Source organism: Pseudomonas sp. p99-361, from assembly GCF_003935475.1.
Lineage (GTDB): Bacteria > Pseudomonadota > Gammaproteobacteria > Pseudomonadales > Pseudomonadaceae > Aquipseudomonas > Aquipseudomonas juntendi.
On the sequence record NZ_RHQO01000017.1, the window covers coordinates 21,168 to 47,437 of the forward strand.

Below are 26,270 nucleotides of genomic sequence, written 5' to 3' on the forward strand. Positions count from 1 at the left end.
CCTTGTGGGAACGGCCTTGTGTCGCAAAAGGGCCGTATCGCGGCCCCGGCGATCTGCGCCCCAACCTCAAAAAACGAGCTGCCACGCCCCCTCGGGATTCGGCTCAACCCGGTAGCGCCACGCTAACCCGCAATCCACCCCCTTCGCGGTTCATCAGCAGCAGCTCACCGCCATGGCTGCCAGCGATGCGTTGCGCAATGCTCAACCCCAACCCGTATCCCCCGGAGGACTGGTTGCGCGACCCTTCGCCGCGTACGAACGGGTCGGTAACGGTCGCCAGCAGCCCCGGCGCAATCCCCGGGCCACGGTCGTCGATATGGATCAGCACCCCGCTGTTCGCCCGTTCCAGTGTGACCGAAACCTCCTTGGCATAACGCAGTGCATTGACCAGCAGGTTCTGCAGGCAACGCTGCAACAGCAACGCATCCACACGCACGCCGCCTGCCTGGCCATGCACTGGCAATGGCTCTTTTTCGGTCGCCAGGTCGGCGCACAGGCGTGCCACCAGTCGGTCCAGGTCCACCTGCTGCAAGTTCTGCTGTTCCCCGGCGCGCAGGTAGTCGAGCACCTGGCCGATCATGTCGTCCATCTGCCTGATGTTCTGCCGCAGGCGCTGGTGGTGTTCATCCTCCGGCAAGCGCTCCAGGCGCAGGCGCATGCGGGTCAAGGGGGTGCGCAGGTCATGGGACACAGCGGCGAGGAAGTAGGCCTTGTCGTTGACCATGGCAATCAGACGCTGCTGCATGGCGTTGAACGCCTGGGCAGCCTGGCGTACCTCCTGCGGGCCATCCAGCACCAGTGGCGGCTGCTCAAGATTGGTGCCCAGGCCACGGGCAGCATCGGCCAGGCGCTGCAACGGGCGCAGGCACAGGCGCACGGCAATCAGGCAGACCAGCAGCACCGCGACAATGCGCAGGGCATACACCCGCAACAGGTAATCGCTGATCAGCACCCAGGCCGACTCGCCGCTCCAGCCCTGCAGTTCTTGGCCCTCGATGATAAGCCAGTGGCCATCGGCCAATGGCACCGCAAACTGCATATGGGCCTGGGCCGTGCGCAAACCGAACAGGCTGCGCCAGACTATCGGTTGGCCCGACGCGTCGGTCAGTTGCACATTCATCAGGCGTACCGCCTGAGCATGGCCCAGCTCGTACTTGAGGGCCTGGCGCAGCAGCAATTCGACCCGCCGGCGCTCACGGCGCTGATCATGCTTTGGCTCGGGCAGGTGCTCGGCACAGCGCACCTGGTAATGAGCCGGCACTGGCAGCGCGGCATCGTGGCAGTCGGCCCGGGCGATCAGGGGCGCACTGCGCGCGGCGATCAGCCGCACGGGGGCTTCGAACACCTGGGCGAAGCGCACATCGAACCAGATGCTGCTCGACATCAGCTGCACCACCAGCGTGCCGCTGACCATGATCAGCAATAGCTGGCCGAACAGGGTGCGCGGCCACAGCCGGCGAAGCCAGCGCACCTCAGGCATCGGCCTGGTGCTGGCCCATGGTCAGCAAGTAGCCTTCGTTGCGGATGGTGAGGATCTGCGCGGCCCCGTCCGGTGCGCGCCGCAGGTGCTGGCGCAGGCGGCTGACGCACATGTCCACCGAGCGGTCATCAGGCAGGTGGTCGCGGCCGAATGCGCTGCGCGTCAGCTGGTCGCGGGAGACCACGCGGTTGTTAGCCTCCAGCAACTCGCGCAGCACCCGGTAGTCGGAGCGTGGCAGGGCCAGGGTCTGGCCATCGGGGCGCGTGAGCAGGCGCTTGACGTGCTCCAGGCGGAAGCCGGCGAACAGTTGTGCGTCGGCCCCTGCAGTGCCCTGCGCCTGGGTTTCCAGGCGTTGCGGGCGTCGCAGCACCGCCTTGATCCGGGCAATCAGCTCGCGTGGTTCGAAAGGCTTGGCCAGGTAATCGTCGGCACCCACCTCCAGGCCGATGATGCGGTCCAGCGTACTGCCTTTGGCCGACAACATGATCACCGCCAGCCCGGGCTTGCCCTGCAATTGGCGACAAAGGCTGAGCCCGTCTTCGCCGGGCAGCATCAAGTCGAGTACCACCAGATCCACCGTGTGCCTGGCCAATTGCGCGCGCATCTGCTCACCGTCGGCCGCCTCCAGCACGTTGTAACCGGCGTCGGCCAGGTAATCACAAAGAAGTTCGCGGATCTCGTCGTCATCGTCGACGACCAGCAGGGTCGTGCTCATGCGGAAAACACCTGTCGGGTGAGGCCCAGGGGCGCTCATTACATTCAATTACATCCCCGTACATGTCGGGTCTGGCGCCGGGAGGGCCGATCCCCAGAATCCTAACAAAAAATCATCTGCAAATACGAAGCCTTCCCAAATGAATCCCTACAGCATTCCGAACGCGCTCACCCCCACCCTTGCAAACGGCAACCGCCTCAAGCCACTGGCGTTCTGCATTGCCGTGGCTATCAGTGGTGGTGCCATGGCCGCCGACAGCCAACCCCTGGAGCTGGACGCCACGCAAATCGAAGACAGCGCGCTGCTGCCCGCCGACGCTGCAGGCCAGCTGGGCTACACCGTCGAGAGCACACGCAGCTCCACCGGCCTGAACCTGACGCCACGGCAGACCCCGCAGTCAGTCACCACCATCACCCGCCAGCAGATGGAAGACCGTGGCATCCACACCATCGAACAGGCCCTGGAAACCACCCCAGGGGTAACGGCCAACAAGTCCGAAGTGGGCGGGCGTACCGATTATCGCGCCCGTGGCTATTCGATCAGCAACTGGAAGGTCGATGGCCTGCAGACCCAAGGCGGTTCTGACTTCAGCGGCAGCGGCAATGCCTTGAACATGGACCTGTACGAGCGCATCGACATCGTGCGCGGGGCCAACGGCCTGCTTGGCGGCACCGGTGACCCTTCGGCCACCGTCAACCTGATCCGCAAGGCGCCGACCAAGACCTTTGGCGGTAGCGCCTACGCCACCTACGGCAGCTGGGACAAACGCCGCCTGGGTGCCGACCTCAACCTGCCGCTGTCCGAGGACGGGCGCCTGCGCTCGCGTTTCGTGATGACCCAGCAGGACGCCAACTCGTTCCGCGACAACCAGTCCGACCGCTCCCGCGCGGCGCTGGCCAATTTCGAATTCGACCTGGACGACGCCACCACCCTCGGTGCCGGCTACCAGTACGAGTACAACAAGGTGGTGGGTGGCGGCTGGGGCGCGAACATTCCGCTGTGGTACCGCGACGGCAGCAAGACCGACCTGCCACGCAGCACCAACGTGGTGCCCAGCTGGAGCTTTGGCGAGTACATCACGCGCACCGCTTTCGGCTCGCTGCAGCACCGCTTCGACAACGACTGGACGCTGGACCTGAAGGCCTCCCAGGCCACCACCGAAGCCCTCAACCACCGCGGCCTGGCCAAGGTCAACTCGGCAGGGCGCGGCACCTATGGCGGCTACTGGGACCAGGATGGCAGCGGCGCCGTACTGAACGGCCTGCACAGCTCCACCGACACCACCCAGCAATCGGCGCAGATCGACCTGTCTGGCCCATTCCAGCTGTTCGGCCGCACCCACCAGGCCATGGTGGGCTATAACGACAGCCGCACCGTGGGTTGGTCGCCGCAGTACACCTGCACCATGGTGGGCGACGGCATGGCCAGTGCACCGGCGTTGGGGTGCCAGTTCCGCGCCAACAACGGTTTCCCGGTCACCGACTGGCACAACGGCGTGGATGACGACTACGGCCTCATCGCCTCGCGCACCGGCCTGCACAGCAAGACCACCACGCGCTTGCAGGGCATGTACGCCGCTACCCGCCTGAGCATTACCGACCCGCTGTCGGTGATTGTCGGCGTGCGCACCAGCAACTACGCGTCGGTGACCCGTAGCGTGGCCGGCGAGCGCAGCAGCCAGGAAGAGAACGGCATCGTCACCCCATACCTGGGCGCGGTGTACGACCTCAACGACACCTACTCGCTGTACGCCAGCTACACCGACATCTTCACCCCGCAAACATCGGAAACCGTGAGCGGCAGCAAAGTCGAGCCGATTCGTGGGCAAAGCTATGAAACGGGTATCAAGGGTGAATGGTTCGACGGCCGCCTGAACGCCTCGGCAGCGTACTTCCGCACCAAGCAGGAAAACAAAGCCGTGCTCGATGGCGACCTGACCACCCCGACCGGTGCCAGCGCCTATAAGGCCGGCTCGGGTGTGGAAACCGACGGTATCGACCTGGAAGTGGCAGGCGCGTTGACGCCTGAATGGAACGTGTACGCCGGCTACACCTACCTGCACTTCCGCCGTGTCGACAGCGACGGCCGCAGCGACCCGTCGCACCTGTTCAGAGCCTCCACCACCTACCGCCTGAGCGGCCCGCTCGACCGCCTGACCGTAGGTGCCGGTGTAACAGCGCAGAGCAACATCCGCGCTATTTCCAGCCCTGCAGGCCAGCCGGTCAACGGCGTGAGCAGCGGTGCAACCGATGTGAACTGGTCGGGTTATGCCATCTGGAACGCCATGGCCAAGTACCAGGTGACCGATGCCACCAGCGTTACCCTCAACGCCAACAACCTGTTCGACAAGCACTACTACACCCAGTACGGGTTCTATGCCGGCGGCATCTACGGTGACCCGCGCAACCTGTCGCTGACGGTAAGCACTGCCTTCTGATGTGTAGGGGCGGCCTTGCGTCGCCGCCCTACGAGTTGCGCTGTCGCGCAGAGAACTCAATTCGTAAGCGCGACGCGGCCGGTGTGGGAGCGGGCGCGCCCGCTCCCACAAGGGCCCTGCTAAATCAAGCAGTTATGTATCGTTCCATGAGAGCTTCAACCACGACAGAGGAAAATCCGTAGGCAAACGCTCTATTTCAGGGGGGGCGGCTTGAAGCCCGGCTTGCCAAGGTCGCTATCGTGGCCTGCATGCGGATCTTCCTGGTGCGACTCAATGCCATGCTCAGGAATGGCGAGCCTTGGCTGGATCTGGTGTTGCCTCAGCCGAAGAGGGCGTAGATCAACAGCCAAAATGCAGGACTCGACGATTACACGGTTCCTGTGGGAGCGGGCGTGCCCGCGAACACCGGCGCAGCCGGTGCCAGACACCGCGTCGCCTGCTTCGCGGGCAAGCCCGCTCCCACAATAAATCGCACAGGCTTTTCAAATTTTGAGAAAGACAGTTGCTCCTGCATCAAGCGAGTTGAGCGGGGCTCTGGGGCGTGGGCTGGAAACAAAAAAGGCCCACCTTGCGGTGGGCCTTTTGAGTACTGCGTATGGTGCGGCACCAGGAGTCGAATATTAATATATGTCATTGAAAATCTATGATTTATTTGTAGTGGTTAATCGAAATATCTCTAAAGCTATCGTTTTATATATAGCCGTCCGTTTAAGGTGACGAGAGATCTTTGCGTCTCTCATTATAGTGCGTGAAGGTTGGGGATTTTGAGTTTTACTCGTGACGTTCTCGCCTATCTGCTTGGCAAACTCATGCGGCGTCACATGGTCCTCGCGGTTCGCCCCCAGAAACCGGCTCCACCAGGTCATGATCATCCGGCGCTTTTCGAGGAACTCGGCCTTGTGGGTATAGGCGGCGCGCACGTTGTTGCGTTCCTTGTGGCTCATCTGCCGTTCGATAGCCGTCTCCGACTACAGCCCGGACTCGACCAGCGCACTGCACGCCATGGCTCGGAACCCGTGGCCGCAGATATCCACTTAGGTGTCGTAGTCCATCGCCCCGTATGCCGCATTCACCCGGTTCGCGGAAATCGTTTTCACAGTTTGGCACCCTATACGAACACCACATTCAGGCCACCTCAAGTTGCCGAGTTACAGATCGAACTCGTTTCAGCAGGTAGGACGCAACACGATATTTCAAGCTTAAACCGCGCAACATTTCTATTTCCACCAACTACAAGCGACTGCGCTAAATTCCCCACCCTCTGGCAACGATGCCGCCCCCAAACTCACTATCTCGCCGTGAGTAGACCATTGAAAAAATTTGCCTTTGTAAGTGCAGCCGCGGAGCGTGAGTACAAAGAACTGCCCAAGGACGTTCAGGACGATTTCGGCAAGGACCTGCGGCGCATTCAGTATGGCCAGGACCCTGTTCGGCCGTTCAAGACTTTGACGGAATCAGTAGGGGCGGGGGTGCAGGTCGCCCAAGAGCGAATGAAGGAGCTCAAGCACGAGTTGCGCAAGATGGGGTACAGGATTTAGCCGCCCGGCGCTTGAGTGATCACGATCTGGGGAGGTGAACTGCCATCGTCTATGGGAAGGTTCAGGCTGGTGCGAAAGCCAAGCTTGTCCAGCATGTCCATCATGGCGTCCAAAGTGAATTTCTCGATTTTGCCATTAGCCAACTCGGATACCCGGGACTGGGTTACGTTCAGCCTGGCGGCCGCCTCGTGTTGTTTGAGGCCCATTTTTTTGATGCAGTCGGTAATGAAGATGGAAAGGTCCATTTTCAAGGCCATTTTGCTGGCCGTTTCTGCATCGTGGGTGGCGTGGAAGGGGCTTTCGTGGAATTGAAGCGGCATGGGCTTGCCTCAGCAGAAATATCTAAAATTTACGATAAAATCTTAGGTGGGCTCGATGGGCAAGTCGAAGCGTTTGTGTGTGGGGGCTTTTCTTGATGGTCAGAGAATGCGCCACTTGAGATTGCTGGGGATGCTGCGCAGCCCCTCGCGAGGCAAGGGTCCTACATTGGTGGGTGGTGGGCACATATCTGCGGCTCGGCACCGCCCGATATACACCGCCCGAAGGAGCGGCCCGCGAACACCGGCGGAGCCGGTGCCAGACGCCGCGTCGCCTGCTTCGCGGGCAAGCCCGCTCCCACAATGAATCGCACAGGCTTTTCAAATTTTGAGAAAGACAGTTGCTCCTGCATCAAGCGAGTTGAGCGGGGCTCTGGGGCGTGGGCTGGAAACAAAAAAGGCCCACCTTGCGGTGAGCCTTTTGAGTACTGCGTATGGTGCCGGCACCAGGAATCGAACCCGGGACCTACTGATTACAAGTCACCTACGCAAAACAATGAAATCAACGACTTACGTCACTTCGTTGTTACGTGACAGCCTTCGTCTTGCCAGTGATTTCGGGGGATGATCGAGGGTTGTTACGCCGAGCCCAGCGCTTGGCGGCCAGGCGCTGATCGGCACCGAGGGTGGTTATGTCCTCAGCTCCTCTGTTGCAAGAGCGACTTCGCGCAGTTTTTTTCGATAAAATGGATCACATCCACTAATCTTGTTCAGCGGGGGCGTTTTGGAATATTTTTACTTGTTTCTTCATGTTGTGTTGCCAGTTCTGCTACCAATTACATTGTTTTTCCTCTTGGGGGTGGGCAATTTTCGGTCTAGACTTACAGGTTTATTCTCGCTGCATTCAGACGAGAGCTTGATAAGGCAGAAGTTATTCTGGATTAGTTTGAGTGTGCCTGTGGCATTGTTTGTATCTTTTGGGATCGTTTGTTGGAAGGGGTATCAGCTTGACCTGAGTTCATCCGGGATTTCAACTTTTTTAACCATCAGCACTTTCCCTCTTGCCTTGCTTTCTGCTGCAATTCCACTGGGCGTGGTGGTCGCCAGTTTTCATTCGACGCAGCAAACAGCTGAGCAAATAAGGCAGGCCAGTCTTAAAAATAATTTAGAAGCGTACTATCTTCACCGGACTGAATTTTTTAAGCACTTTGAGCGGCATGAAAGAGTTAATTACTTAGATGTCCTTGTAGGGCAGTTCGAGCCGCATCCGCTGCTCTATGTGAATTGCTCTCCCGGCTCGCCAGAAGAAGGCGTTCCTAAGCGCAATGACGCATATTTTAGAGATATTGACGCTAGTTTTAGTTCGGCGGCCATGTTCATGGATATTGTATTTCGTAGGGAATATTCTGATTTTGTATTCGATGCCTATTTGGCTAACGCTTGCGTTTCAATTCATGCTATTTCACACCTGCTAGGTCTGCCCGAAATATATCGTGAGCTTGCCGGTGAAAGCTTGTTGGTGGAGCCGCCTCCACAGCAAGGGCAAGAAGTAATAAAATATTTAACGGTTGGGACGAAATCTGCTCATATCGTAGCTGCTTTTAGATATGCGTGGGATTTCTATGCAAACTTGGCTGCATTTTACGGTTACAAGGTTCCAGAGCTCCCGCAACATCTCCAGTATATTAGTACAGGGGGCAAGGTATTCAGTCTTCCAGGGTGGTCAAATGTCTCAAGGTTCAAGGAAGAACTACAGGAAAACTACGTTAAGTATCATGGTTTTAAAGTGACAAACCCCTCAGACATTATCCCAGAAGAGATCGTCTCATCTGAGTAGCTTAGCGTCTATGCGCTCCCCAGCACTGCAATCAATTTCTGCGCAAGCGACAGGGGCAGTCAGTAGCCTGTATTGCAGCGCTGAGGAGCGGCCTGCCAGCTTTTAAATCAGCGCACGGGTTGTGTGGGCCTAGGCGTGTCGGAGGGATCAACGACGGGCAGACTAAGATCGTAGATGTCCAGCATAGCCTCGTCGCGATGGCCGCTGGCCTCCTGCTTTTCTGCACGTGTACCTGGTGTGTCGGTAATGCCACGACGCTTGAGGTCGTGCAGGCCATAGCGCTCCTCCTCGAGGAGCACGCTGGCTTCGACTGCCTTCGTCATGAAGCGCTGCCAGGCGGTGTCCAGCCCTGACTTACTCAGAGCCATGCCTTGGCTGCCGACGATGAGCGGCCGTCGCTCCGGGCGCAGGGGAACGGGGAAGCTGCGAGCGGTCCAGATCCTTAGTCGATAGGCCTTGGCCTCGTCCCATACTGCGCGCAGACGTGGCGTCCAACGGACGATGTTGTCTCTGCTGCCTTTTCGGCGATTGGTCTGAACACCCTCCTCGAGTTCGTTGGCGTCGGTCAATGTGACGACCTCGATGCCGCGCAATCGGCACAGGTAAGCCAGCTCCATTGCGATGCTCAGGTAGACCGGGCAGCTGCCCGGCTCGTTGCGATGCAGGCGGCCGAGCGCCTTGGCCCGATCAATCATTTCTTCCATGACCGCGACTGACGGCAGGCGGCGCTGCTTACGTTCTGTCGGCGCTTCCACGCCCTGGGCGGGATTGTTGTCCACGTAGCCTCGATTTCGGCCCCATTGCAGGACTCGTCGCAGGTAGCGCAGAACATGGGCTGCTTTCGACGGAGTACCCTCGGCAGCGATCTTGTCGACCAGCCGCTGAACGAGAGCGGGAGAAAAGCGGCGTACGGCCAGATCGCCCAATGGTTTGCCCATCCTGGTGTCTTGGTTCACCAGGACATCGCGGCAATAGACGTAGTCTTCTTTGGTCCGAGGCGCGAGCTCATTCTTAAACTTGGGGCTTCCGTGGAATTGCTGGCATAGGTAGCTCAGGGTTTCGCGATCGGTATTGCCGAACTCCTCCATCATGCGGTGCAGCTCGGCCAGCGTTGCGTCTGCTGGTGCCAAGTTACGCCGGCGCTGCTTGCCTTGTTCGTCACGGTGGGAGGTGTACCAGATTCCGGATCCCCGGTGGTCAAAGTAAATAGCCGCGGGCAGCGCGGCTTGATCGATGTGGCTTGGGATGTGCGGGTTGTGCTTCCGCTTGCGGGCCTTCTTCATAGGATGTCGGCGTCGTATCGCTCCGATTGGCCAGGGCCAACGCCGCCGGCACGGTTGATAAGGTCAATGGTAGTCCAAGGCCCAGACTTACCGCGGAACATGCGAATGCCCTGCTGGACCAGAGTTCGTTCAACGTCCGATCGACGCTGGTAGCCGGTGATGCGTTGGAGGTCCTCAAAGCTGAGAACGTCGCTGATTCCATTCCCCATACTATGTCTCGCAAAAGCGCCCGCCGGCATTGTGATACATGGCCGGCGGGGTGGTTATTAGAAGTTGTGGGCAGAGTTTCTAGGCTTGTTACGTGGTCCCTCTATTCCGGCACAGCTCGGTTCAGTGCGGCCCGAGCTTTCCATCCTGTCCACATGTCGCTCCACCCGGTCGCCGAGTACTTCTCTCCGCGCCTTGCAGCTAGCATCCATTCCACCTTCATTGGAATCCTGGGGTTGCAGCAACGGTTGAACGAATCAACGCAAAACCTCTCGAACGCTTCCCGCTCATCGCGTTCAACCGGTCTGTCGAATCCCTCCAGGAACTCAATGATCTGCTGGCGGGGTGCGTCATCCATACCCACCCATCGCGCGAGATGAATGCCGGCGGTGTGCAGCAGGCTCTTGGCTATTGCCAGTTCGGCGGTCAGCTCTAACACCTCGGCCCTTAATAAGTCGTACGCAGCCCGATCGATAAGCTCAGTACCCACAGGCAGTGAGTGAATACCTTCGCACTGAATAACGTCAGTCAACTGGTTCCTGTCCTCCGCGACTAAAGCGACGACTACCGGTTCGGTGCTGGTTGGAGGTTTCGGCGCAGCTGCCACCATCGCTTCGTAAATCACCCACAAATTATTACTGCCAGTGCGCCTGTAGAACTCGCCGGCTGCCTCGGCGCCGGCCTGCTCCATGTCTCGATTCGCTTTGGTTGGAAGTGTTTTCCACTGAACTTTATCGGTCATTTGGGCGCTCCTTTAGCTGCTGCGCTGTGCGGTGAATTGAACATGTGGGTCAGTGCTGTAGCGGTTGCCGGCGAACAGATCCGGCTGTGCCATCTGTACGCCAAGCTTGTTGGCCAAAGCGCGTGCAGCTGCATCGGCGCTGATGGTGCTACTGGCTGTAGTCTTCTCGCCGCGTGCCCGAGCGGTGTAAGTGCCGGCGCTGAGGCGAACGCTGATGACCAGATCGTTTGTTCTTTGGATGCAGTTCATTCGGCACCGCCATGGTCCGCCAGACCTGGGTTTCCGTACTTCGCAGCACCGCATTTGCAGCGGTAGAGTCCAATCTTGGTGATGCGGCCCACACGGCCTTTAAGGTGGCTGGTTACGACGTTGCGCACGAATGTCCAGCTGTGGCGTTTGCCAAGCGTGCAGGCCTTCATACTGCAACTCCCTGATCCTCGACGAACTCTTCCAGAGCCTCCATGGCCGCGAGCTCGTGACCCCGACTCCAGGCAACAACCTCGCCACCGTCGAACTCTCGCGGGATCGTTGTGCCCAGGGCACCACGTATGACAAGGGTGTCATACCGTGGTGTGATAGCCTGTTCGGCGCCGACTTTTGGGATTTCTACTTGCATGTGGTTCTCCTTGGGTTTGGCTGGTGCCCGGGAGCTGCAACTCCTTGGCACCACTTCTTTCAATCAGTTCCGGCGGGCCAGGTGTACAACCAGGTCGTCAAACTGGGCGTCATCCTCGACAGAGGACTGCCAAGCCAGCACGTTGTGAATCTGGGCGCGGGTGCAGTCGTCGACCAGGATCTCGCGCTGGCCACCGTTCACCCGGACTTCCAGGATCGTCAGCAGCCCATCCTCGGCGTATGCGCCGGCGTTGATGACGGGGTAGTTGTGGCCGGCCTGGACCAGACGGTCTTGCTCCTGCTGCAGCTGGCTGCGGCCGCAGGCGCTGGCGTTTCCGATCAACACACGAATTTGCATAACGACTCCTTGCTCAGGCCTGGAACATCCAGCACTTGACGATGGGTTGTTTGGTGACGGTGTAGTTGCTGCTCTTGGCCTGGTGGGCACGTACGGCGCTGTCGACGGCCTTGTTGACCTCGATGAGCTTGCGGGAGCGGGAATCTTTGAGTCGGTCGCGCAGCTCGTTGATGTCGGCCAGCTTCTGCCGGTGCTCGACTGCGCACTTGACGAAGTCGTTAAGATTGATGGCGATGAGGTGGTCTTTCTTACTGTGGTTGACCACTGGCCCGTCAGCGTCCAGGCCTTGCAGGTACTCATACACCTCCCAGAACTCAGCCACGACGGGGTGATCCGAGCTGATTGAGGCCTGCCGCTCGATCGCCATCCGTACGAGCTGGGCGCGGGTGTGGCTCACCTGGCCATCGCTGAGGGGCAGCACCAGGCACAGGCAGTCGAGCAGGGCCAGCATTTGCGCGTGGTTGTAGATGATCCGCTCTACGCGGATATAACCGCTGAGCTTGTTGCCGCAGTGGTTACAATGGTTTTCCTCACCCTGGAACTGGGTACCGCAGGCAAAACAGTGCGAGTGCAGCGCACGCAACTTGGCCTCGTAGACCGGTAAGCGTTCCGCGAACAGCTCCAGGACCTCGGCCTCTTTCCGCACGGCACGCAGCAGGAAGTTACTGAGCAGTGCACCGTCTAGGCCATTCAGCCGGTCGGCCGCGGCTCGGCTTTCAACCGTTACCTGGGGGCGAACAAAGTGCAGCTTCACGATACGGGTCATGATCGCTTCGGATGCCACCACGGGGGCGTTCTGGCTGATCGCGATGGTGCCTCGGAAGGGAGGCTCATAGGTTTCGTTGCCGGCGGTCTTGACGCCCTTGGTCGCCAGCGTGCCGCCGCCGAAGTAATCCTTCAGTTCGTCCCACTCAAAGGTCTTGGCATGGCTCTTGTCGTCGCCGCTGCGGTCGGATTCGAGCAGAACCACTGGCATGCCGGAAACTTGTCCCATCAGGCGGCTGCGGCCTGCCTTGGTCGACTTTGCAGGGTCGAAGCCTTCGTAGCCTTCGCGGCCGAACAACTTCCACAGCAGGGTTAGCAAGGTGGTCTTGCCGGCGCCGGCCTCGCCGGTGGCCTCCAGGAAGGGGAAAGACTGGTACCGGTGGCGGATCTGCTCGGCGAACAGTGAACCGAACCAGAAGTTGAGCGCGACGATGCCCTGGGCGCCGAAGCAGGTCCACAGCAGGTCCAGCCATTCCGGGCTATAGCGTTTGTCGTCCCGCTGCAGCGCCATCTTCACGCCCTTCTGCAAGCTCTTGAGCTTGAGCTTGCCCATCTCGAAGAATTCCTCTTCGTTTACTCCCACGATCTGGCCATCACGGACAGCCACTTCGTTGAACACGTAGCAGCCGTATTCGCGGCTGTAGCCGATGTAATCAATGGTCTGGACGGTTTTGATGCCGAAAAGCTGGTCTTTCATGATCTTGTCCAATTGCTGTCCACTACCGGTGAACACGGCTCCGGCACCCATGCCGAGAAGTCTTTTCTTGAATTCGCTTGCGGTGGCCACCTGGCTGCCAGTGAAGGTGTTCTTCACTGCCGCGCCGTCATGTGGGAAGTCGACGCGGAAGAAGTACCAGGACTCGTCGGTGATCTCGTTCCGCTGGTAGTACAGGGCCTTCGGGTAGCAGTTCGCGATCTCGACCACGCAGCCGGACATGCGCAGTGCCTTGGCCCGGCGCCCTTTGTCGTTGAGCAACTGGTCTTCCTGGCTCTCGCTCGAATCGAGCGCCTGCATGGCGCTGTTGAACTTGGAAATGTCGAGGCGCCACCAGTACAGGCGGGAGTCGAAACCGAAGTGGAATTCCTCGCGCTCGCGCCACTGGTACAGCAACAGCGCCTTTTCCACCGCGCTCTCAGCGATCAGTAGTGCGCCGTGGTGCTTGGCCTCGTCCAGGTCGTGCTTGATGCGGTCGGCACGGGCTTCGCCGTCGTCAAGAAACGCCCAGCGCTGATGGAGATCGTTCCAGTCGACCTTGCGGGCGTCTGGCTGTGGGATCTGGGCTGCTTCGCATGTAAAACCGAGCGCTCGGGCCTGCTTAACCCAGGCCTTGGTGTACTTGTGCGCACCTGGTTCGTTGTCGAGGGCCCAGATCAGCTTCGGCGTCTTGCCCTCGCAGGTGGCAATCAGGGCCTTGAGCGACTCCTCGGGATAGGCGTTCGATGAGAGCGCAGCCACGGCAGCGATACCGTTATGCAGCAGTGCGATGGCGTCGAAGATGCCCTCGACGATCCACAGCTCTTTGACCTCCTGCAGGTCGACACAGGGCGGGCACCACCAGTGGCCTTTGTAGCTCTTGCCTGGCTGGAAGCGCGCCTTCTTTTTGCCGAACCGTGCCGGCTGATCGATCAGGCGCTCCCAGTACCCACCGTGCTCGAGCGGAAAGCGCACGGTGGCCGAACCGATGCCCAGCTCGCGGTCGAAGTAGTTCTCCTGGGTATACCAGCCCTTGACCAGGTTCAGGTCGAAGCCGCGGGCAAAGGTGAGGTAGGCGATAGCGCTTGCTGCCGGCTCTTTGTCGGTGGCAGGTGCACGCTTGCTCCAGTCGTCGAACAGATCCGGGTAGATCTCTTTGACGGGTGCCATGTAACGGCACTTTTCCTCACGACCACAGCGGATGAACCAGGGGTTATCGTGTCGGGAGAACAGGCGTTTCTGGCTGCACTGCGGGCAGGTGCCCTTGCGCATGTAATCGGTGCCAGCCATGTGCTGCAGGCCGAAGTCGCTTTCCAGGCGCTGCAGTACGTCTGCGCGCAGCTGGAGTTCCATGGGCTGTCGAATCACCGCGAACGCTCCACAGCCGAGCCCAGCTTTCGTTCCAGCGCCTTGCGAGTACGGCAAATGCCCTGCAAGTGAGGCACATCAGCGAGCACCTTCGGACCGCGCTCCCCAACGGGCACGTTGCGGTACCGATCGGAATACCAAACCTCAGCCATCGTCAGGGTGTACTGGCTGTTGAGCCATTGCAGGTAGTGCTCAGCCTGCTGCTCGTCCAGCTCGATTTGAAGGTTGATCTTGCTCATTTCTGCCACCAGTGGAATGCAGTTTCCCCTTACCCACGCAGAACGGGGCACAGGGAAGGGGGTTTGTTCGGGGTTACTTCAGATGTCGCGGTGTTGGAGCATGCGGCGCGGCAGATAGCGTGCCGGCACCTGGTAGCGGTGCTGGGTGATGGTGTCCAACAAGATGAGTTGAGGGCGGTAGATCCCGCTGGAGGGGGAGACGCCAATCATCTGCAGGCGCTTGGTGGTCTTGCTCTCGAACTCAGCAACGGCAAGTTCGGCAATGCGCTGTACCAGGTGGGTTGGGACCTCCAGAGACTGGGCCAAGTACACGCGGCAGCTCTCCAGCACCTGGTTATCGCCAGAAAGATGCATACCTTCACGGCGGAACAGGTAGGCCACTGCGGCGCGCTGCATAGCGTCCCGGTAGTCAGTTTCGTGGTCGGTGATCAAGGCGATGGCGTTCATGCGGTTGCTTCCTCCATGTCCAACTGGTCGAGCAGATCGGGTTGTTTGTCCTGTGACGCGGATTTCATGGCCTGACGGCGAATTGCCACTGGGGCAACAGGCAGTCGAACGGACGGGTTCGGCATGCCGCTTGGACTCATTTCGTGGGTCATCTCGAACTCAGCCCGAACGGACCAGCCGCAAGCCTCGTTCACGCATTGCAGGTAGGCGATACGCAGGAAAATGTGGGTGCCTTCACTGGTGCGGATACGCATCTTGCTGCTGCAGTGCGGGCATACGAGTTTGTAGGCGCTGCTCATTTGCTGCGCCCCCGCTTCTTCTGCTTGCCGTACAGCTGGATGGTCGCTGCGACCTCTGCCGTGCGTGCAGCCATGTAGCAGGTGAGCGCCTGGATGATGGCCATCGCTTCGTGAGGCTCGATGACGCCATCCTCGATCGACGCTGCAATGAGCTGATCAATGTGCCCAAGCTTCGCGTCGGTTTTGAGAGAACGCTGGTACAGCTCGACGTTGTCCAGATCTTCCGGTCTGGTCAGGGGCACAAACATACCGCCATACAGCCTGGCAACGAATTCCGGCAGGTGCGTGGTGTTGGTGTCCTGCTCCAGCTGGTGAATCTGCTCGTAGCTCAGCGGACGGCTACCAGCGTTCTCGTACATGCGGTTGTCGAATTGCTTGAGCTGAAGACCAAGGCGTTGGGAGGCGCATTCGCGACCGCCTGGATAAGCGCAGACAACGGCGCTCACTACCTGGCGCAGGCTCTCTAGAACGGGGGATTTCATGTTCTGGTTTCTTCCTTGGGCCAGGGATGGCTATTTTTCGATCTCGCCGATCTTGATACCGAGCAAAACAGCAGCCCGGTGGGCCTCTCCGAACCGGCCTTTTTTGCGACCGTTGAGGAGATCGCTGACCAGGTTCTTGTTGAGGTCGTGCTTGCGACAGAACTCGGCGATGGAGATGCCGGCTCGATCGAGCTTTTCTCGTGCTTGATCCAGCGTAAGGGGGGCGGGCATAGTGTTCATCTGTGTTCAAACGTGTTCATGTAGCGGTGATGATGGTTCAATAAATTGGACCAGTCAATGCCTAAGGTTTAAAAAAATGGCCATTGGCTATCGGCTGAAGGAAGAAAGGTCGCGCCTGGGCTTTAGCCAGACGGACTTAGCTCGGGTGGGCGGCGTGGGGAAAACCACGCAGATCAACTACGAGAAGGGCGAAAGAAGCCCTGATGCGAGCTACCTAGCAGCTGTTGCTGAGATAGGTGTGGACGTTCTGTATGTCGTGTCCGGACAACGCCAACCCCAGGCGCACGGGAATCTTTCTGCGGAGGAGAGTCTCCTGGTTGAAAGGTATCGCCTCATGTCCACCGAAGCCCGCGCGACCATCAACTCCGTCAGCGAAGCGCTGGCTACGTTTCGCAAGTAACTGAACAGGATAGGCGGGCGCCGGCCCGAGCTTCTGAGCCGCTCGCAGTCCGGCGGCTGCGAAGGTGTGGAATCCAAGGAATGAATAGGTTCGGACGTGCTGTATTGCGTGGCACTGGGGCGCTTCTGGTTGCGCTCGCGGTAGGGAATACCTGGGCTGGAGAGTTCAGTGACAAGGTTGAGCGGGTCTTCTCTCCCTCTGTTATCAAGTCTGCGGAAGAGTCGGGGTCAACAGGAAGGGTTGAGTTCAAAAAGCCGGACCGGCAACCGGATTACTTTGAGAATGGGGATAAAGCGAACAAGGTTTTCGCGATCGATTCGGTACGGGTTTTCCGGGACTTACCTACGATTCAGCGGCTGATTTTCAAGGTGCCTAGAGCAGGCTCCATTCAAACTCTGGATGTGACCAGATCTCAAGTCGAACAGCACTATGAGATCAGCCTTTCCGATTTGGCTACCAATCCGTCCAACTGGCGAGAAGGTTTCATCCAGCCATTCGACAACAAAAAATCGCGAGCAGACTTTGCCGAACGGTTCGTTACACAAAAATAGTGCCACTTGGCCAGCAAGTGGGCTGGTGGCACGTCGCGTCATGCAGAAAATAGGTGACTCCCGAGCGTTAAATACGATGCCATGGTGGCGTCGAGCGCTTGAAATGGAGTTTCTATGCTGGATCGCAAGTGCCCAAGTTTAAAGGACCTGTTTCGTGTTGTATGGCTGTTCTGTCGTAGAAGCGAGGAACAGCGCCGGCACATCGCGATGATTCTTGAAGCGTTCGAAAAGCAGGACGTCACCTGACGTGACCACGGCCCCGGACCTCTAACCCCGGGGCTGTTTCATTGCGTGCTGGCCTTCAGCTTTTCCCATTCCCGATCTGCTGCTTTCTGCGCAGCTTCCTTGTTATCAAAGACACGTTTGATCCGCTTCGGTCGAGTTGCGTCGCCAGCTGTCACCGAAGCCTCTTTGCCGGTGGCCTTGTCGCGATAGAACGCCACCACCCCCGTGTATATTCCGCCTTTTTCCTCTTCGTACAGCCCATCAACGGAGTCTTCCGGCAATTTGCTTTCCAGCTCCAGGCTGGTGGTGTAGCCGTTGTCTGCCGTGAGGCTGTGCTGAACATTCCCCCCGTACCAGACGATGGCGTCGATCTCACTTTTGACGCCTAGCAGGCTGTAGGTCAGCTCTGGGATAAGGTCTGCACGACCTTTGGCCAAGGTGTAACTGAGGGTCGCGCTCCCTCGCTGCAGGCGGTTGAGTTCGGAGCGTGCTGCTCGCAGGGCCGAGTCACGATCGCTGTAGGTGTGGCGCAGTTCCTTGACCTTCTCGCCGCCGCCGGCAATGGCTTCCTGCTTTTTGGTGCTGCCGACGTCGTAGTAATAGGCCTTCACTGAATCGTAGCTATCCCGATCGGCCTGCAGGAAGCGATGACCATCACCATCCGACCTGGTCAGCGTAATGTGTGGCAAAGCTACGCCACCGGCTGTCTTTCCTCCGCCGGCCTGCAGGCAGATGAGGCAGCCGGCTTTCACACTGATAACCGCGTCGTGCAACTCGCCCAGGCGCGTGAGCATGTTGGCATCCGACTCGTTGGCCTGGTCGAGATGCTTCACTGCGCGTGCTGCGACCTCTGCTGCAATTTTCGGTGTGAGCCCATACGCGCTGGCGATCTCGGTGAGGACTGCGCCCAGCGTGACTTCGCTCCAGCTGCGTTCACGTTTGGTTTTCAGAGACCCACGCAGGTCTGCGGATCGAGCCCGGATGCTGAGGATGTCGGGAGCACCGCTGTGCTCGGTTTCGTCGACCGTGTAGGAGCCTTTATCGACAAGTCCTGTGTCGCTCCAGCCCAGCCACAGCTTCACTACGGCGCCCTTCGGGGGAATCTCCAGCAGGCCGTCGTGGTCGCTGAGGGTAATGCTCAACTGATCAGCCTCCAGACCGCGGTTGTCGGTGAGTTCAAGTGACATCAACCGTGGACTGATGAGCCTGGCGATGTCCTTACCATCAACGGTCAAGCGGAATGCGGGCACGCCGTACGCGCTGTCACGCTGCAGTCCCTGCATCGCATCGGTTAGGTACCCGGTCAGTTGGTCCAGTCCGGTCACAGCAGCGCCCTCAGAATATTGGATGACGTCGCGACGACAGCCCCCATCAGGTCGACTCGGCCGTCATCGACCCGCTTGAGCGTCAGGCTGAACTCGATGCGGCGTGCGGTGCCGTCCTGGAAGAACAGGGATCGTGTTTCGCTGAGGCTCTCGATGACAAACAGCCCGTAGACCCTGCCGGTGCCCTCGACCAGAGCCCAGGCTTTGCCGGTGTTCGCCATGGCCCGGATCTCGTCAAGGCTCATCATCGACCCGGCCAGCTCGGGCAGCAGCACGCCAGGTAGAGTGAAGTCGTCTTCCCCTCGGCCGAGAAACTGGCGCGCAGGTTGTGCGCCGATGCGTGAGTTCGCGGCATGGCGCCAGTCGGTTTGGCGCTGCAGCTGCTGATACGCCAGTGTAGGCAGACTGAAAATGAACATGCCCAGGGCAAGCATCATGTGGTTTTACTCCAGATCGGTCAGGCTGCTGCGCTGACGCGCAGATTTCGATCGCTCTCGGCGATCCAGTTCGGCGCTGACTGCTCGCGCAATGGCTTGAGCATCCATTCCAGGGCTGGTCGGAATCGAGATGTGATAGACGTCGTGGCTGTCATATGTGACGGGTGGCGTCGCCGCGATCGGCGGACGGCGGTCCACGGTTACCGTAACCGGGACGATTGACTGCGGATCAGCACTCGCAGCCTGTACTGTCGGGATTTGCGGTACCACTGGACGCGCATCAACGCCGCCGGCGTGAGCTAGTTGCAGCGTAACGGCGGTCAGCGCGCCGACCAGTGACTTGGTACCAACTGTCAGGCCCAGGGCAAGGTTGGCTGATAGTCCTGGCACCGGGTCGGGATAGGACTGCTGCACCGTACTGGTTGGTTGGGTGGCTGGCAGTAGTGGGGCTTCGCGGCCCGGGGCCGGCCACAGATTTCGCGGCGTAAGGGCGCTTGTCAGCGCGCGCAGGCCATCACCAATACTGGAACTGGCGTTTGTGGCATCCCCAGCCTCGCCTGCAGCCGTCACCTGTGCCACTGGCGTCTGCTGGGCTACCGGCTTGGCCTCGACGCCCCGAGTTTTGTCCAACATACGGCTCAAAGCGGTGAGGCCGGCGTCCTCCGAGTCGGCATTAGTAGGCGCCTTGTAAACAATGGCTTTGAGCGCGTCATGTGAGCCACCGCCGGTGTGTTGCTCGGTGACCAACTGTTGCGGTGCTTCTGGCCTGGAAGTGTCCAAACCTCGAACGAGCGTGCGTCCTATCGTGGTAAGTGCGGCGATCACCCAGCTCGGTTCGGTCTCCTGAATCGGGCCTCTGGTGCTTGGCTCGATCGGTGGCGCCCCCACAGCGATGGGCTGAACCACGGGAGTTTTCGGCACCGCTGGGGTGTTCTCGTTACCCTTGAGCAGGATGCGATTGATACCAGTTAGAGCGGCGATCAACTCATTAGGGGCGGGCGCCGGGCCACCAACAGGCTCACCTGGTGCAGTCGGCGAGGCTGCCATCACAAGTGGGTGGGAGACTGGCGGTCGCACCAGCGGTTTTCCATCATCCTCCTGGGCAAGGGTGCGGCTCATACCCGTAAGCGCTGCAATCAGTGGAGCCGTATCGGCCTGCAATGCGGGGGCGTCCGCTGTAGATGTAACGATCGGAGCCTCGACCGATAGCGGCAAGGGCACAGAAGGCCGCGACACTTTTGCCTGGGCTTCGATCGCTGGGGCCTGCGCCACCTTGGTGCTCTTGAGTGCTTCGCGGAGTGAATCAGTACTGGCGGTCAGCCCTTGCGGAATCGCTGCAAACTGACTCGGCAAACCGGCACCTGCCAGCGGGGGCTGCACGCGAGCAAACTCCTTGGCGGTTGGATTGACGTTGTCCACCTGGAGCGCCGCGGCTTTCAGGTCAAACGAACCCGCCTTACTCAGCTGCTGCCCCATCTTCGTGACCGCGTCGATAGGTTGCTGGGCACCGTTGTTCAGGCCTTGAGCGAGCCCTTCGGTGGTGAAGCCACCCAGTTCAGCAAATACCCGGGAAGGACTGTGGATCCCGAGCTTTTCCTTGAACCAGCCAATGGCCGAGCTACCGATGCTGGAAACCGCATCCTTCACCGCGCCCAGCCCTGCCGTCAGTCCGTTGACCAGGCCGTTGACGATCATGCCGCCGAACTCGGTGAAGCGTGACGGCAGGTCGATGCCCAGGTAACTCAGCACCCCGGCGAAGGCTTGGTAGATCAGCCCGATCGGGCTGAAATTGGCCAGGACCGTGAGAATCCCGGCAACTCCACCGCTGAAGCCGGCTTTGATCTCAGCCCAGGCAGTCGAGAAGTAGGCCTTCACCTGGTCCCAGTTCTGGTAGAGCAAGTAACCGGCCCCGGCAATCGCTACTACAGCAGCTGCGATCGCCATGGTTGCAGGGTTGGCGGCAAGCCCCCACAAGGCAATGGACACACCCCGGATGGCGGTCAGTAGTGCGCCAGACAGGACACCAATCAGCTTGCCCACCACCGGCAGGATGGCGCCGCCCTTGATGGCGAACATCGCCATCCCGTATCTGGCCAACGCAAACGGGCCGAGAAGGCTCGCCATGGCTATGGTCAAGGCACCCATGCCAGTGACCAGAACAGCCACGGCTGCCGCGCCTTTGGCCAGGCTGGCTGCAAGCTCCGGGTTCGCCTCGATCCAAGCGCGTGCCGCGCCGACTATGCCGGTGATGGTCTGGACGAGATCGCGAAGCGGGCCGTTTTGCCCGTCCATGAGCGAGCCGATCATCGCGCTCCAGGTCCCGGTGAGCTTGTCCAGGTCACCACTCAGGTTGTCCCGGAATGTCCTACCCATCTTGTCGGCCGCGCCGGTGATGTCGCCTAGGGCGGTTGTTCCGCCTGCCAGTGCCTTCAAAAAGTCAGGGATCTGGTCGACGGCAAGATCTTCCACCGGCGTACCGAATAGCGCGATCGCGGCATTGGCTCGCTCGGCCGGATCTTTAATGCGTAGCAGTGCACTGGCCGTCTTGGTCAGAGCGTCACGGGCAGAGGGGCCACCTTTTGCGATGGCAGAGGACATCTTCGTAGCATTGAGGCCAATGGATTTGTACGCTTCCTGGCTCGCTTTCGACATGTCAGAGCCGCGGATCGAGAACTCTTTGATGGCATCCCCTGTCTTGTCCAGGGCGAACTTGCCTTGCTTGGACATCTCGACCAGCAGGCTCATGGCCTCGGATCCAGTGAACCCCATCCCACGGAAGTGGGTGGAGTATTCGTGCAGGATTTCGGGAATCTCACCACGCATTTGCGTGGAGACCTTCTGCAGGCCGGCCGCGACCAGGTCGAACGCCTGATCGCTGCTGCTGACCAGGCCGTTTTTCATCAGGATGCCGACCATCTGGATGCTTTCACCGACATCCAGCTCCATCACTTTGGATAGATCCAGCGCCTTCCGCGCCGCGCTGTCCAGCTCCTGGTCTCCCAGGCTGCCCAGTGCGCCCAGGGTGCTCTTGGCTGCTGACACGGCATCGCCGATTTCGGCAATGTCCGAACTCTGGCCATCTGCCCGTATGTTGCGGATGATTTCACTGTACTGCTTGCCCTGGTCCGCAGATTCACCGGACTGGGCGGCGATCCTGGATCCCTGGTGTGCAACTTCAAGTTGCGGTGCAAGGATCGCGGCACCGGCCACTGCCATGCCAGCGCCGGCGGCGAGGCCTGCCGCACCTGCTCCTGCCATCTTGCCGGCTCGGTCTTGTGCTTTCTCCAGCCGGCCTTTGGCCTCGGCAGCTTTCCGCTGGGCAGCCGCCAGCCGCTTCAGCTGGGCCTCCTGCTGCTCAATGGTGTTGTTGGTTTGGGCCATTTGCTGGCGAAGGGCGGCGTTGTGCTGGTTCAGCTTTCGGGTATCAATCCCGGCTTCACCGAGCCGCCGTTGGAGGCCTCGCAACGTCTCCTGCTCGGCCTTCTGCTGCTGTTTGAGCTCATTGGTGGCGCGGATGGCGGCCTGAAATTCGGCCGTCATCTGTTTGGTCGGGGCGTTCACTGCTGACATCGCCCGGCCCATTTCCTTCACCTTGGCCCGAGCGGCATCCAAGGCCTGGGCTGTCTGGCGTGCCTGGGCGTTCTGCTGACGCCAGGCGCCGACGTCCTTCTGCTGAGCATTCAGCTCTTTCAGGCGATCGCGCGTCGCTTTGAGCGCGCGGGCGGTCTCCTGTCCGCCCTTGTTGATCTGTCGCAGCGGAGCGGTGGCTTTGTCCACGGTGTCCAGTAGCAATCTCAGCCGTAGATCATTTGCCATCGTTGCTGCTCCTAACCCGCGCTCGCTCGCGCCAATCCATCAAATCTCGGACGGGCAGCCGGTCCATGTCGGCTGGCGTCCAGTGGAAAACCACGGCCAGGTCGGCCATGGCGTCTTCTACGCAACCAGGGATGCGTCCTTCTTCGTCTGCTTCTGCAGCAAAAAACCGGTGACCTTGCCGCCCAGGGCAACCAGGTCAGCAGGGTCCAGCTGGGCCACTTCCTGGGCGTTCAGCTCACAGATCCGTGGCAGCAGCTTGATGAGGCTGGCCACATCCCAGTTCAGCAGCTCGGCCAGGTGCAGGCCGCGCAGCTCGCCGGAACTTGGCTTGCGCAGGGTCACGGTGTCGATGACGGTGTTGCCACGTTTGACCGGGGTGTCCAGTTCGACGGTGTTCTCGCCCAAGGCAGCGGCCTTGGCTTCGACTTCGATGGTTGCTTCGTTAACTTTTTCCATGATGACTCCGGTTACCAGGTTCAGATGCCGAGGGCGCGGCGTTGCTCAGCGAGCAGGTCGACGCCGTTGACGATTTCGATGAAGTTGAGGATGTCGATCTCGATGATGACCTCACCGTTGACGGTGAGCTTGTAGTACGTGAGGGGAGAGGTGATCGAATGCTCGGTGTCCTCACCAGGCGTGGCTTCGCCCATGTCGATGGTTTCGTGACGGCCACGGACTACCACCTCGACACTGGCGTATTCGCCGGTATCGTCCTGCTGGTAGGTCCCGGTGAAGCGCAGCAGCACTCCGTCAGCCTTTACGGCGCCAAACTGGCGCATCGCGATGAGGTCGAACCCGCCCAGCTTCCACTCCAGCTGCAGGCCGTCGTCGGACAGGCCCAGATCTGCCTTGGCGGTACCGTTCATGCCGCCACCGCGGTAGGCCTCCATTTTCCGGGCCAGGACGGGGAGGGTGACGGACTTGCATACGCCCAAGTAGCTGTTGCCGTCGTTGAAGAGGTTCATGTTCTTGAGCTTGCGTGGCATTGCCATAGCAGCGGTCTCCGTCAGCTATTGATGCTGCTGGCGAAGTTCGCCAGGTAGCGGTCAGTGATGCGCTGGCGCAGCGTCAGGTCTTCCAACGGCGGCACAGGCGTGTAGTCGTAATCGATGAAGAGCTTGCCTTCCTTAAGCGTGGTGGCGCTGTTGGCTTCCTCGTCGTACCAGGCGCTGCCACCGAGGATGTAACCGCCGGCGACCAGCTCGCGGAACTTGGCGTTGATGCCTTCCAGGATGTCCCGCACCAGAGAGCTGTGCATGGGTTTGTCCATCGCCCACAGGTGTGCGTCGGCAATGCTGTCAGCCAGTACCTGGGCCGTACGGGTGTAGTTTTCGAAGGCGAACAGCGGGTCGTCAGTGCAGGTGCGGCTACCCCAGAAGCGGAAACCGCTCTCGTTGATGAGGGTGGTCACCTCGTTGCCGTTGAGGTAGTTCGCATCGGTGGCGGGGTTCTGCAGGTCCCAGAAAACGTCGGCACTGATACCGGTCACGCCGTCGACCGGAATGTTGGACAGGGTTTTGTGCCAGCCGACCTCTTGGTCCAGCTTCGCCCGCAGTCCCAGGGCACGGGCTACGGCCGGTGCGGTAACGGTGGCGTTGGTGGTGGTGCTCCATTGCAGGAAGTCTGGCCAGATCACCATGGCTTCGCGGGCGCCGAAGTTCTCCCGGTAGGCGGTGGCTTCTTCCTTGGTCTTGCAGCCGTAGGCGCTGAGATACGCAAAACCACGCAGCTGCTGAGCGATCGAGACCAGTGCAGTGGCCACAGGCAGGCTGTCCAGGCCTGGCACACCGAGGATCCGCGGCTTGACCTTCAGTTGAGACTGGGCGGCCAGCAGCGCCTTCATGCCGGTGTACTTGCCCGAGGCATTGGTGCCGCCAATGATGTTGCTGGTGGTCTCGGCAGCCGTTGTGCCGGTCGCAACGCGGACGACGATGGTGAGGGGCTTGGTCTGGTCCGCGATAGCTTGCAGGGTGGACGCCAGGGTGCCCTTGGTGCCGGCTTTCGCGATTGCGCTCTGGACGTTGGTCAGCAGCACGGGGGTGTTGAGGGGGAACATCGTCGCATCGGCATCTTCTGCGGTGCAGACGACGCCGACAACGGCGGTGGAAACGGTGCGGATCGGCCTGGTGCCCTCGTTGATTTCGAGGACACGCACGCCGTGGTGATATTCGCCGGCCATGGTAGGTGCCTGTGCAGTGGTGGGATGACACTGCACAGGCTGCCGCGCGCGACGAGGTGAAGCGATGAACAGGGCTTGTACTGAGCGACCCTACAGGATCTTTAGGCGTTGCCGACCCCGACCACGCTTGCGTTGATCGCGAAGATCGCCGCATCAGCAACGGCCTCGGCCTCGGCGTGACTGGTTGCCTTGAGCGCCTCCTGCTTGCCCTTCAGGCGGGCAGCGCGGATGGTGGACAGCGCACCTTTCCAGGCGGCTGCCTCGGCCAGGATGTTTTCGGCTGCGGCTTGCGGATCCAGGCCGGCGGCATCGACCCAGGCCTGCACAGTGGCAGGCACAGCGCTCTCGAAGCCAGCCGCCTGGAAGGCCTGGGCCTCTTGCTCGGCCAGCTGGTACTCGACAACTCGCAGCGAGTTACCGACCACGGCGACGCGGGCGCTGTCGGCCGCTTCGTCGATCTGCTGGGCCGCGTACAGCAGCGCGGCCCCAAGCGGCAACGCTTCGTATTTCTCGAAGCCGGTGTAGTTGTTGCCGTTGAACGTAACGTTCAGATTGTCTTTACGCATGATGACCTCAGAGTCAGAAGGGTTAAAGCTTGGTGATGTTGGTTGTCAGCCAAGGGATGGTGTTTGGATCCTTGCCCGCTGCCACGCCCTGAACCAGGTACCCTTCAAGCGCTGCAGGAATGGTGCAGTTCACCGCACTCAGCGACACGCAAGGGAGGCCAGAGCCAACGATCTTGCCGGTGAACGTGCCACGCAAGGCAAACGCCACGTTGTAGAACTTGATTGGAATGAAACCTGGCAGCTTGCTGCCGCCGGCATACGTCATCGAGTAGTAAGCGTCCTGGGCCGCCGACAGCCCACCCGCAGAATCGGGCAGCGAGACGGTCATATCGGCGAAGTCCAGCGATCCGCCCATGTTCACCTGAAAACCGCCGAACCGCTTCATGCCGTTTGCACCCAGGTACTCGTTCAGGGTGAGTTTCCGGGTGTTGGCATCCACATTGTCACCGCGAACGATGATGCGACGGCTGCCTACGGACGCTGCCTCGCCGTGGGTGTAGTCGCCCTGGAGGATGAAGTCACCCACACCACCACTCGGCGTTGCCGCAATGGCTCGGGCGAGAGTCTTGAATGGGGTGTCCGCATTGCCCAGCGCGTTGTCGTCGCCGGTCAGCGGGTTGATGTAGAAGGTACGCGAGATGGCAGGTGCAGCGCTTACCGCATCGGCAATTGCCTTCGCGGCCGCAGTTCTGAAGGTGGTGAAGTAATCGAGCAGCGCTGTGGCCTTACTGGTGAGGGCTGCAATTTCGGTTTCGAGACTCATAGGAT

General features: G+C 60.1%; 29 protein-coding genes and 2 pseudogenes. 6 read left to right on the forward strand and 25 right to left on the reverse strand.

The features are described from left to right. Positions 1–103 precede the first annotated feature (103 nt). Entirely contained in the window at positions 104–1,480 is a 1,377-nt protein-coding gene (locus EGJ22_RS10315) for an ATP-binding protein (RefSeq protein ID WP_033744427.1), read from the reverse strand. Continuing rightward, positions 1,473–2,195, reverse strand: a complete 723-nt coding sequence (locus tag EGJ22_RS10320; RefSeq protein ID WP_029885601.1) for a response regulator — start codon at positions 2,193–2,195, stop codon at positions 1,473–1,475. The genes EGJ22_RS10315 and EGJ22_RS10320 overlap by 8 nt, the downstream gene beginning before the upstream one ends. A 139-nt stretch (positions 2,196–2,334) precedes the next feature. On the opposite strand from EGJ22_RS10320, the gene EGJ22_RS10325 reads away from it, so the two are divergent. After that, on the forward strand, positions 2,335–4,632 hold the full coding sequence (locus tag EGJ22_RS10325) for a TonB-dependent siderophore receptor (RefSeq protein ID WP_029885600.1): 2,298 nt from the start codon (positions 2,335–2,337) through the stop codon (positions 4,630–4,632). 154 nt (positions 4,633–4,786) lie between these two features. Further along, positions 4,787–4,970 (forward strand): annotated as a pseudogene (locus tag EGJ22_RS26890) (IS110 family transposase); the annotation flags it as partial. A gap of 438 nt (positions 4,971–5,408) precedes the next feature. Here the strand turns inward: EGJ22_RS26890 and EGJ22_RS10340 are convergent. Next, positions 5,409–5,726: pseudogene (locus tag EGJ22_RS10340) on the reverse strand (tyrosine-type recombinase/integrase); the annotation flags it as partial. 216 nt (positions 5,727–5,942) lie between these two features. Between EGJ22_RS10340 and EGJ22_RS10345 the strand changes: the two are divergent. Beyond that, on the forward strand, positions 5,943–6,170 hold the full coding sequence (locus EGJ22_RS10345) for a hypothetical protein (protein WP_029885598.1): 228 nt from the start codon (positions 5,943–5,945) through the stop codon (positions 6,168–6,170). Here EGJ22_RS10345 and EGJ22_RS10350 read toward each other — a convergent pair. After that, the gene (locus EGJ22_RS10350; RefSeq protein WP_029885597.1) at positions 6,167–6,490 is read right to left on the reverse strand and encodes a helix-turn-helix domain-containing protein; all 324 of its coding nucleotides are present in this window, start codon (positions 6,488–6,490) and stop codon (positions 6,167–6,169) included. The genes EGJ22_RS10345 and EGJ22_RS10350 overlap by 4 nt on opposite strands. A 721-nt stretch (positions 6,491–7,211) precedes the next feature. On the opposite strand from EGJ22_RS10350, the gene EGJ22_RS10355 reads away from it, so the two are divergent. Then, complete coding sequence (locus EGJ22_RS10355) at positions 7,212–8,264, forward strand: hypothetical protein (protein ID WP_125920188.1); 1,053 nt, start codon at positions 7,212–7,214, stop codon at positions 8,262–8,264. Between the two features lie 107 nt (positions 8,265–8,371). Here the strand turns inward: EGJ22_RS10355 and xerC are convergent, their stop codons facing one another. The 12 genes from xerC to EGJ22_RS10415 all read right to left on the reverse strand — a co-directional run bounded on the left by xerC (position 8,372) and on the right by EGJ22_RS10415 (position 15,994). Next, entirely contained in the window at positions 8,372–9,547 is a 1,176-nt protein-coding gene (xerC, locus tag EGJ22_RS10360) for a tyrosine recombinase XerC (protein WP_125920189.1), read from the reverse strand. Next, the gene (locus tag EGJ22_RS26480) at positions 9,544–9,756 is read right to left on the reverse strand and encodes a DUF4224 domain-containing protein (protein ID WP_029885336.1); all 213 of its coding nucleotides are present in this window, start codon (positions 9,754–9,756) and stop codon (positions 9,544–9,546) included. Before EGJ22_RS26480 ends, xerC begins: the two co-directional genes overlap by 4 nt. A gap of 101 nt (positions 9,757–9,857) precedes the next feature. Beyond that, positions 9,858–10,496, reverse strand: a complete 639-nt coding sequence (locus EGJ22_RS10370) for a hypothetical protein (protein WP_125920190.1) — start codon at positions 10,494–10,496, stop codon at positions 9,858–9,860. 12 nt (positions 10,497–10,508) lie between these two features. Next, the gene (locus tag EGJ22_RS10375) at positions 10,509–10,745 is read right to left on the reverse strand and encodes a hypothetical protein (protein ID WP_125920191.1); all 237 of its coding nucleotides are present in this window, start codon (positions 10,743–10,745) and stop codon (positions 10,509–10,511) included. A 166-nt stretch (positions 10,746–10,911) separates the two neighbouring features. Beyond that, positions 10,912–11,112 (reverse strand): hypothetical protein, encoded by a 201-nt coding sequence (locus EGJ22_RS10380; RefSeq protein ID WP_125920192.1) that lies wholly within the window; start codon positions 11,110–11,112, stop codon positions 10,912–10,914. 63 nt (positions 11,113–11,175) lie between these two features. Next, positions 11,176–11,469, reverse strand: coding sequence for a hypothetical protein (locus EGJ22_RS10385; RefSeq protein WP_029885333.1), 294 nt, complete (start codon positions 11,467–11,469; stop codon positions 11,176–11,178). Positions 11,470–11,482: 13 nt separating this feature from the next. Next, positions 11,483–14,281: a toprim domain-containing protein gene (locus EGJ22_RS10390; protein WP_177432061.1), complete on the reverse strand. Its 2,799-nt coding sequence runs from the start codon at positions 14,279–14,281 to the stop codon at positions 11,483–11,485. 11 nt (positions 14,282–14,292) lie between these two features. Continuing rightward, positions 14,293–14,535: a hypothetical protein gene (locus EGJ22_RS10395; RefSeq protein WP_125920194.1), complete on the reverse strand. Its 243-nt coding sequence runs from the start codon at positions 14,533–14,535 to the stop codon at positions 14,293–14,295. 78 nt (positions 14,536–14,613) lie between these two features. Further along, positions 14,614–14,982, reverse strand: a complete 369-nt coding sequence (locus EGJ22_RS10400; RefSeq protein WP_125920195.1) for a hypothetical protein — start codon at positions 14,980–14,982, stop codon at positions 14,614–14,616. Next, positions 14,979–15,281, reverse strand: a complete 303-nt coding sequence (locus tag EGJ22_RS10405; RefSeq protein WP_125920196.1) for an ogr/Delta-like zinc finger family protein — start codon at positions 15,279–15,281, stop codon at positions 14,979–14,981. The genes EGJ22_RS10400 and EGJ22_RS10405 overlap by 4 nt, the downstream gene beginning before the upstream one ends. Further along, positions 15,278–15,763 (reverse strand): YmfL family putative regulatory protein, encoded by a 486-nt coding sequence (locus EGJ22_RS10410; RefSeq protein ID WP_125920197.1) that lies wholly within the window; start codon positions 15,761–15,763, stop codon positions 15,278–15,280. The genes EGJ22_RS10405 and EGJ22_RS10410 overlap by 4 nt, the downstream gene beginning before the upstream one ends. 30 nt (positions 15,764–15,793) lie before the next feature. Beyond that, the gene (locus EGJ22_RS10415) at positions 15,794–15,994 is read right to left on the reverse strand and encodes a DNA-binding protein (RefSeq protein ID WP_125920222.1); all 201 of its coding nucleotides are present in this window, start codon (positions 15,992–15,994) and stop codon (positions 15,794–15,796) included. An 85-nt stretch (positions 15,995–16,079) separates the two neighbouring features. Here EGJ22_RS10415 and EGJ22_RS10420 point away from each other — a divergent pair, with 85 nt between their 5' ends. Beyond that, positions 16,080–16,403, forward strand: a complete 324-nt coding sequence (locus tag EGJ22_RS10420) for a helix-turn-helix domain-containing protein (RefSeq protein ID WP_125920198.1) — start codon at positions 16,080–16,082, stop codon at positions 16,401–16,403. An 80-nt stretch (positions 16,404–16,483) separates the two neighbouring features. After that, the gene (locus tag EGJ22_RS10425; protein WP_125920199.1) at positions 16,484–16,954 is read left to right on the forward strand and encodes a hypothetical protein; all 471 of its coding nucleotides are present in this window, start codon (positions 16,484–16,486) and stop codon (positions 16,952–16,954) included. 284 nt (positions 16,955–17,238) lie between these two features. Here the strand turns inward: EGJ22_RS10425 and EGJ22_RS10430 are convergent, their stop codons facing one another. From EGJ22_RS10430 to EGJ22_RS10470, 9 genes are all read right to left on the reverse strand, one after another. Continuing rightward, on the reverse strand, positions 17,239–18,462 hold the full coding sequence (locus EGJ22_RS10430) for a phage late control D family protein (protein ID WP_125920223.1): 1,224 nt from the start codon (positions 18,460–18,462) through the stop codon (positions 17,239–17,241). 38 nt (positions 18,463–18,500) lie between these two features. Next, positions 18,501–18,941: a phage tail protein gene (locus tag EGJ22_RS10435; RefSeq protein WP_125920200.1), complete on the reverse strand. Its 441-nt coding sequence runs from the start codon at positions 18,939–18,941 to the stop codon at positions 18,501–18,503. A 6-nt stretch (positions 18,942–18,947) separates the two neighbouring features. Beyond that, positions 18,948–22,757 (reverse strand): phage tail tape measure protein, encoded by a 3,810-nt coding sequence (locus EGJ22_RS10440; RefSeq protein WP_125920201.1) that lies wholly within the window; start codon positions 22,755–22,757, stop codon positions 18,948–18,950. Then, positions 22,747–22,866 carry a GpE family phage tail protein gene (locus tag EGJ22_RS10445; RefSeq protein WP_125920202.1) on the reverse strand — a complete coding sequence of 40 codons (120 nt, stop codon included), beginning with the start codon at positions 22,864–22,866 and terminating at the stop codon, positions 22,747–22,749. Before EGJ22_RS10445 ends, EGJ22_RS10440 begins: the two co-directional genes overlap by 11 nt. 8 nt (positions 22,867–22,874) lie before the next feature. Further along, on the reverse strand, positions 22,875–23,213 hold the full coding sequence (locus EGJ22_RS10450) for a phage tail assembly protein (RefSeq protein ID WP_063424009.1): 339 nt from the start codon (positions 23,211–23,213) through the stop codon (positions 22,875–22,877). A gap of 20 nt (positions 23,214–23,233) precedes the next feature. Further along, complete coding sequence (locus EGJ22_RS10455; RefSeq protein ID WP_125920203.1) at positions 23,234–23,749, reverse strand: phage major tail tube protein; 516 nt, start codon at positions 23,747–23,749, stop codon at positions 23,234–23,236. 14 nt (positions 23,750–23,763) lie between these two features. Beyond that, entirely contained in the window at positions 23,764–24,936 is a 1,173-nt protein-coding gene (locus tag EGJ22_RS10460) for a phage tail sheath protein (protein WP_125920204.1), read from the reverse strand. 101 nt (positions 24,937–25,037) lie between these two features. After that, positions 25,038–25,502, reverse strand: a complete 465-nt coding sequence (locus tag EGJ22_RS10465; RefSeq protein WP_125920205.1) for a hypothetical protein — start codon at positions 25,500–25,502, stop codon at positions 25,038–25,040. A gap of 22 nt (positions 25,503–25,524) precedes the next feature. After that, positions 25,525–26,265, reverse strand: coding sequence for a hypothetical protein (locus EGJ22_RS10470; RefSeq protein ID WP_125920206.1), 741 nt, complete (start codon positions 26,263–26,265; stop codon positions 25,525–25,527). Positions 26,266–26,270: the final 5 nt, after the last annotated feature.

Excerpts from the sequence above, each read along its gene's own strand:
- EGJ22_RS10315 (WP_033744427.1), bottom strand. The coding sequence starts at position 1,480 with ATGCCTGAGGTGCGCTGGCTTCGCCGGCTGTGGCCGCGCACCCTGTTC.
- EGJ22_RS10320 (WP_029885601.1), bottom strand. The coding sequence starts at position 2,195 with ATGAGCACGACCCTGCTGGTCGTCGACGATGACGACGAGATCCGCGAA.
- EGJ22_RS10325 (WP_029885600.1), top strand. The coding sequence starts at position 2,335 with ATGAATCCCTACAGCATTCCGAACGCGCTCACCCCCACCCTTGCAAAC.
- EGJ22_RS10350 (WP_029885597.1), bottom strand. The coding sequence starts at position 6,490 with ATGCCGCTTCAATTCCACGAAAGCCCCTTCCACGCCACCCACGATGCA.
- xerC (WP_125920189.1), bottom strand. The coding sequence starts at position 9,547 with ATGAAGAAGGCCCGCAAGCGGAAGCACAACCCGCACATCCCAAGCCAC.
- EGJ22_RS26480 (WP_029885336.1), bottom strand. The coding sequence starts at position 9,756 with ATGGGGAATGGAATCAGCGACGTTCTCAGCTTTGAGGACCTCCAACGC.
- EGJ22_RS10370 (WP_125920190.1), bottom strand. The coding sequence starts at position 10,496 with ATGACCGATAAAGTTCAGTGGAAAACACTTCCAACCAAAGCGAATCGA.
- EGJ22_RS10375 (WP_125920191.1), bottom strand. The coding sequence starts at position 10,745 with ATGAACTGCATCCAAAGAACAAACGATCTGGTCATCAGCGTTCGCCTC.
- EGJ22_RS10380 (WP_125920192.1), bottom strand. The coding sequence starts at position 11,112 with ATGCAAGTAGAAATCCCAAAAGTCGGCGCCGAACAGGCTATCACACCA.
- EGJ22_RS10385 (WP_029885333.1), bottom strand. The coding sequence starts at position 11,469 with ATGCAAATTCGTGTGTTGATCGGAAACGCCAGCGCCTGCGGCCGCAGC.
- EGJ22_RS10390 (WP_177432061.1), bottom strand. The coding sequence starts at position 14,281 with ATGGAACTCCAGCTGCGCGCAGACGTACTGCAGCGCCTGGAAAGCGAC.
- EGJ22_RS10395 (WP_125920194.1), bottom strand. The coding sequence starts at position 14,535 with ATGAGCAAGATCAACCTTCAAATCGAGCTGGACGAGCAGCAGGCTGAG.
- EGJ22_RS10400 (WP_125920195.1), bottom strand. The coding sequence starts at position 14,982 with ATGAACGCCATCGCCTTGATCACCGACCACGAAACTGACTACCGGGAC.
- EGJ22_RS10405 (WP_125920196.1), bottom strand. The coding sequence starts at position 15,281 with ATGAGCAGCGCCTACAAACTCGTATGCCCGCACTGCAGCAGCAAGATG.
- EGJ22_RS10410 (WP_125920197.1), bottom strand. The coding sequence starts at position 15,763 with ATGAAATCCCCCGTTCTAGAGAGCCTGCGCCAGGTAGTGAGCGCCGTT.
- EGJ22_RS10415 (WP_125920222.1), bottom strand. The coding sequence starts at position 15,994 with ATGCCCGCCCCCCTTACGCTGGATCAAGCACGAGAAAAGCTCGATCGA.
- EGJ22_RS10420 (WP_125920198.1), top strand. The coding sequence starts at position 16,080 with ATGGCCATTGGCTATCGGCTGAAGGAAGAAAGGTCGCGCCTGGGCTTT.
- EGJ22_RS10425 (WP_125920199.1), top strand. The coding sequence starts at position 16,484 with ATGAATAGGTTCGGACGTGCTGTATTGCGTGGCACTGGGGCGCTTCTG.
- EGJ22_RS10430 (WP_125920223.1), bottom strand. The coding sequence starts at position 18,462 with ATGCAGGGACTGCAGCGTGACAGCGCGTACGGCGTGCCCGCATTCCGC.
- EGJ22_RS10435 (WP_125920200.1), bottom strand. The coding sequence starts at position 18,941 with ATGATGCTTGCCCTGGGCATGTTCATTTTCAGTCTGCCTACACTGGCG.
- EGJ22_RS10440 (WP_125920201.1), bottom strand. The coding sequence starts at position 22,757 with ATGGCAAATGATCTACGGCTGAGATTGCTACTGGACACCGTGGACAAA.
- EGJ22_RS10445 (WP_125920202.1), bottom strand. The coding sequence starts at position 22,866 with ATGGCCGACCTGGCCGTGGTTTTCCACTGGACGCCAGCCGACATGGAC.
- EGJ22_RS10450 (WP_063424009.1), bottom strand. The coding sequence starts at position 23,213 with ATGGAAAAAGTTAACGAAGCAACCATCGAAGTCGAAGCCAAGGCCGCT.
- EGJ22_RS10455 (WP_125920203.1), bottom strand. The coding sequence starts at position 23,749 with ATGGCAATGCCACGCAAGCTCAAGAACATGAACCTCTTCAACGACGGC.
- EGJ22_RS10460 (WP_125920204.1), bottom strand. The coding sequence starts at position 24,936 with ATGGCCGGCGAATATCACCACGGCGTGCGTGTCCTCGAAATCAACGAG.
- EGJ22_RS10465 (WP_125920205.1), bottom strand. The coding sequence starts at position 25,502 with ATGCGTAAAGACAATCTGAACGTTACGTTCAACGGCAACAACTACACC.
- EGJ22_RS10470 (WP_125920206.1), bottom strand. The coding sequence starts at position 26,265 with ATGAGTCTCGAAACCGAAATTGCAGCCCTCACCAGTAAGGCCACAGCG.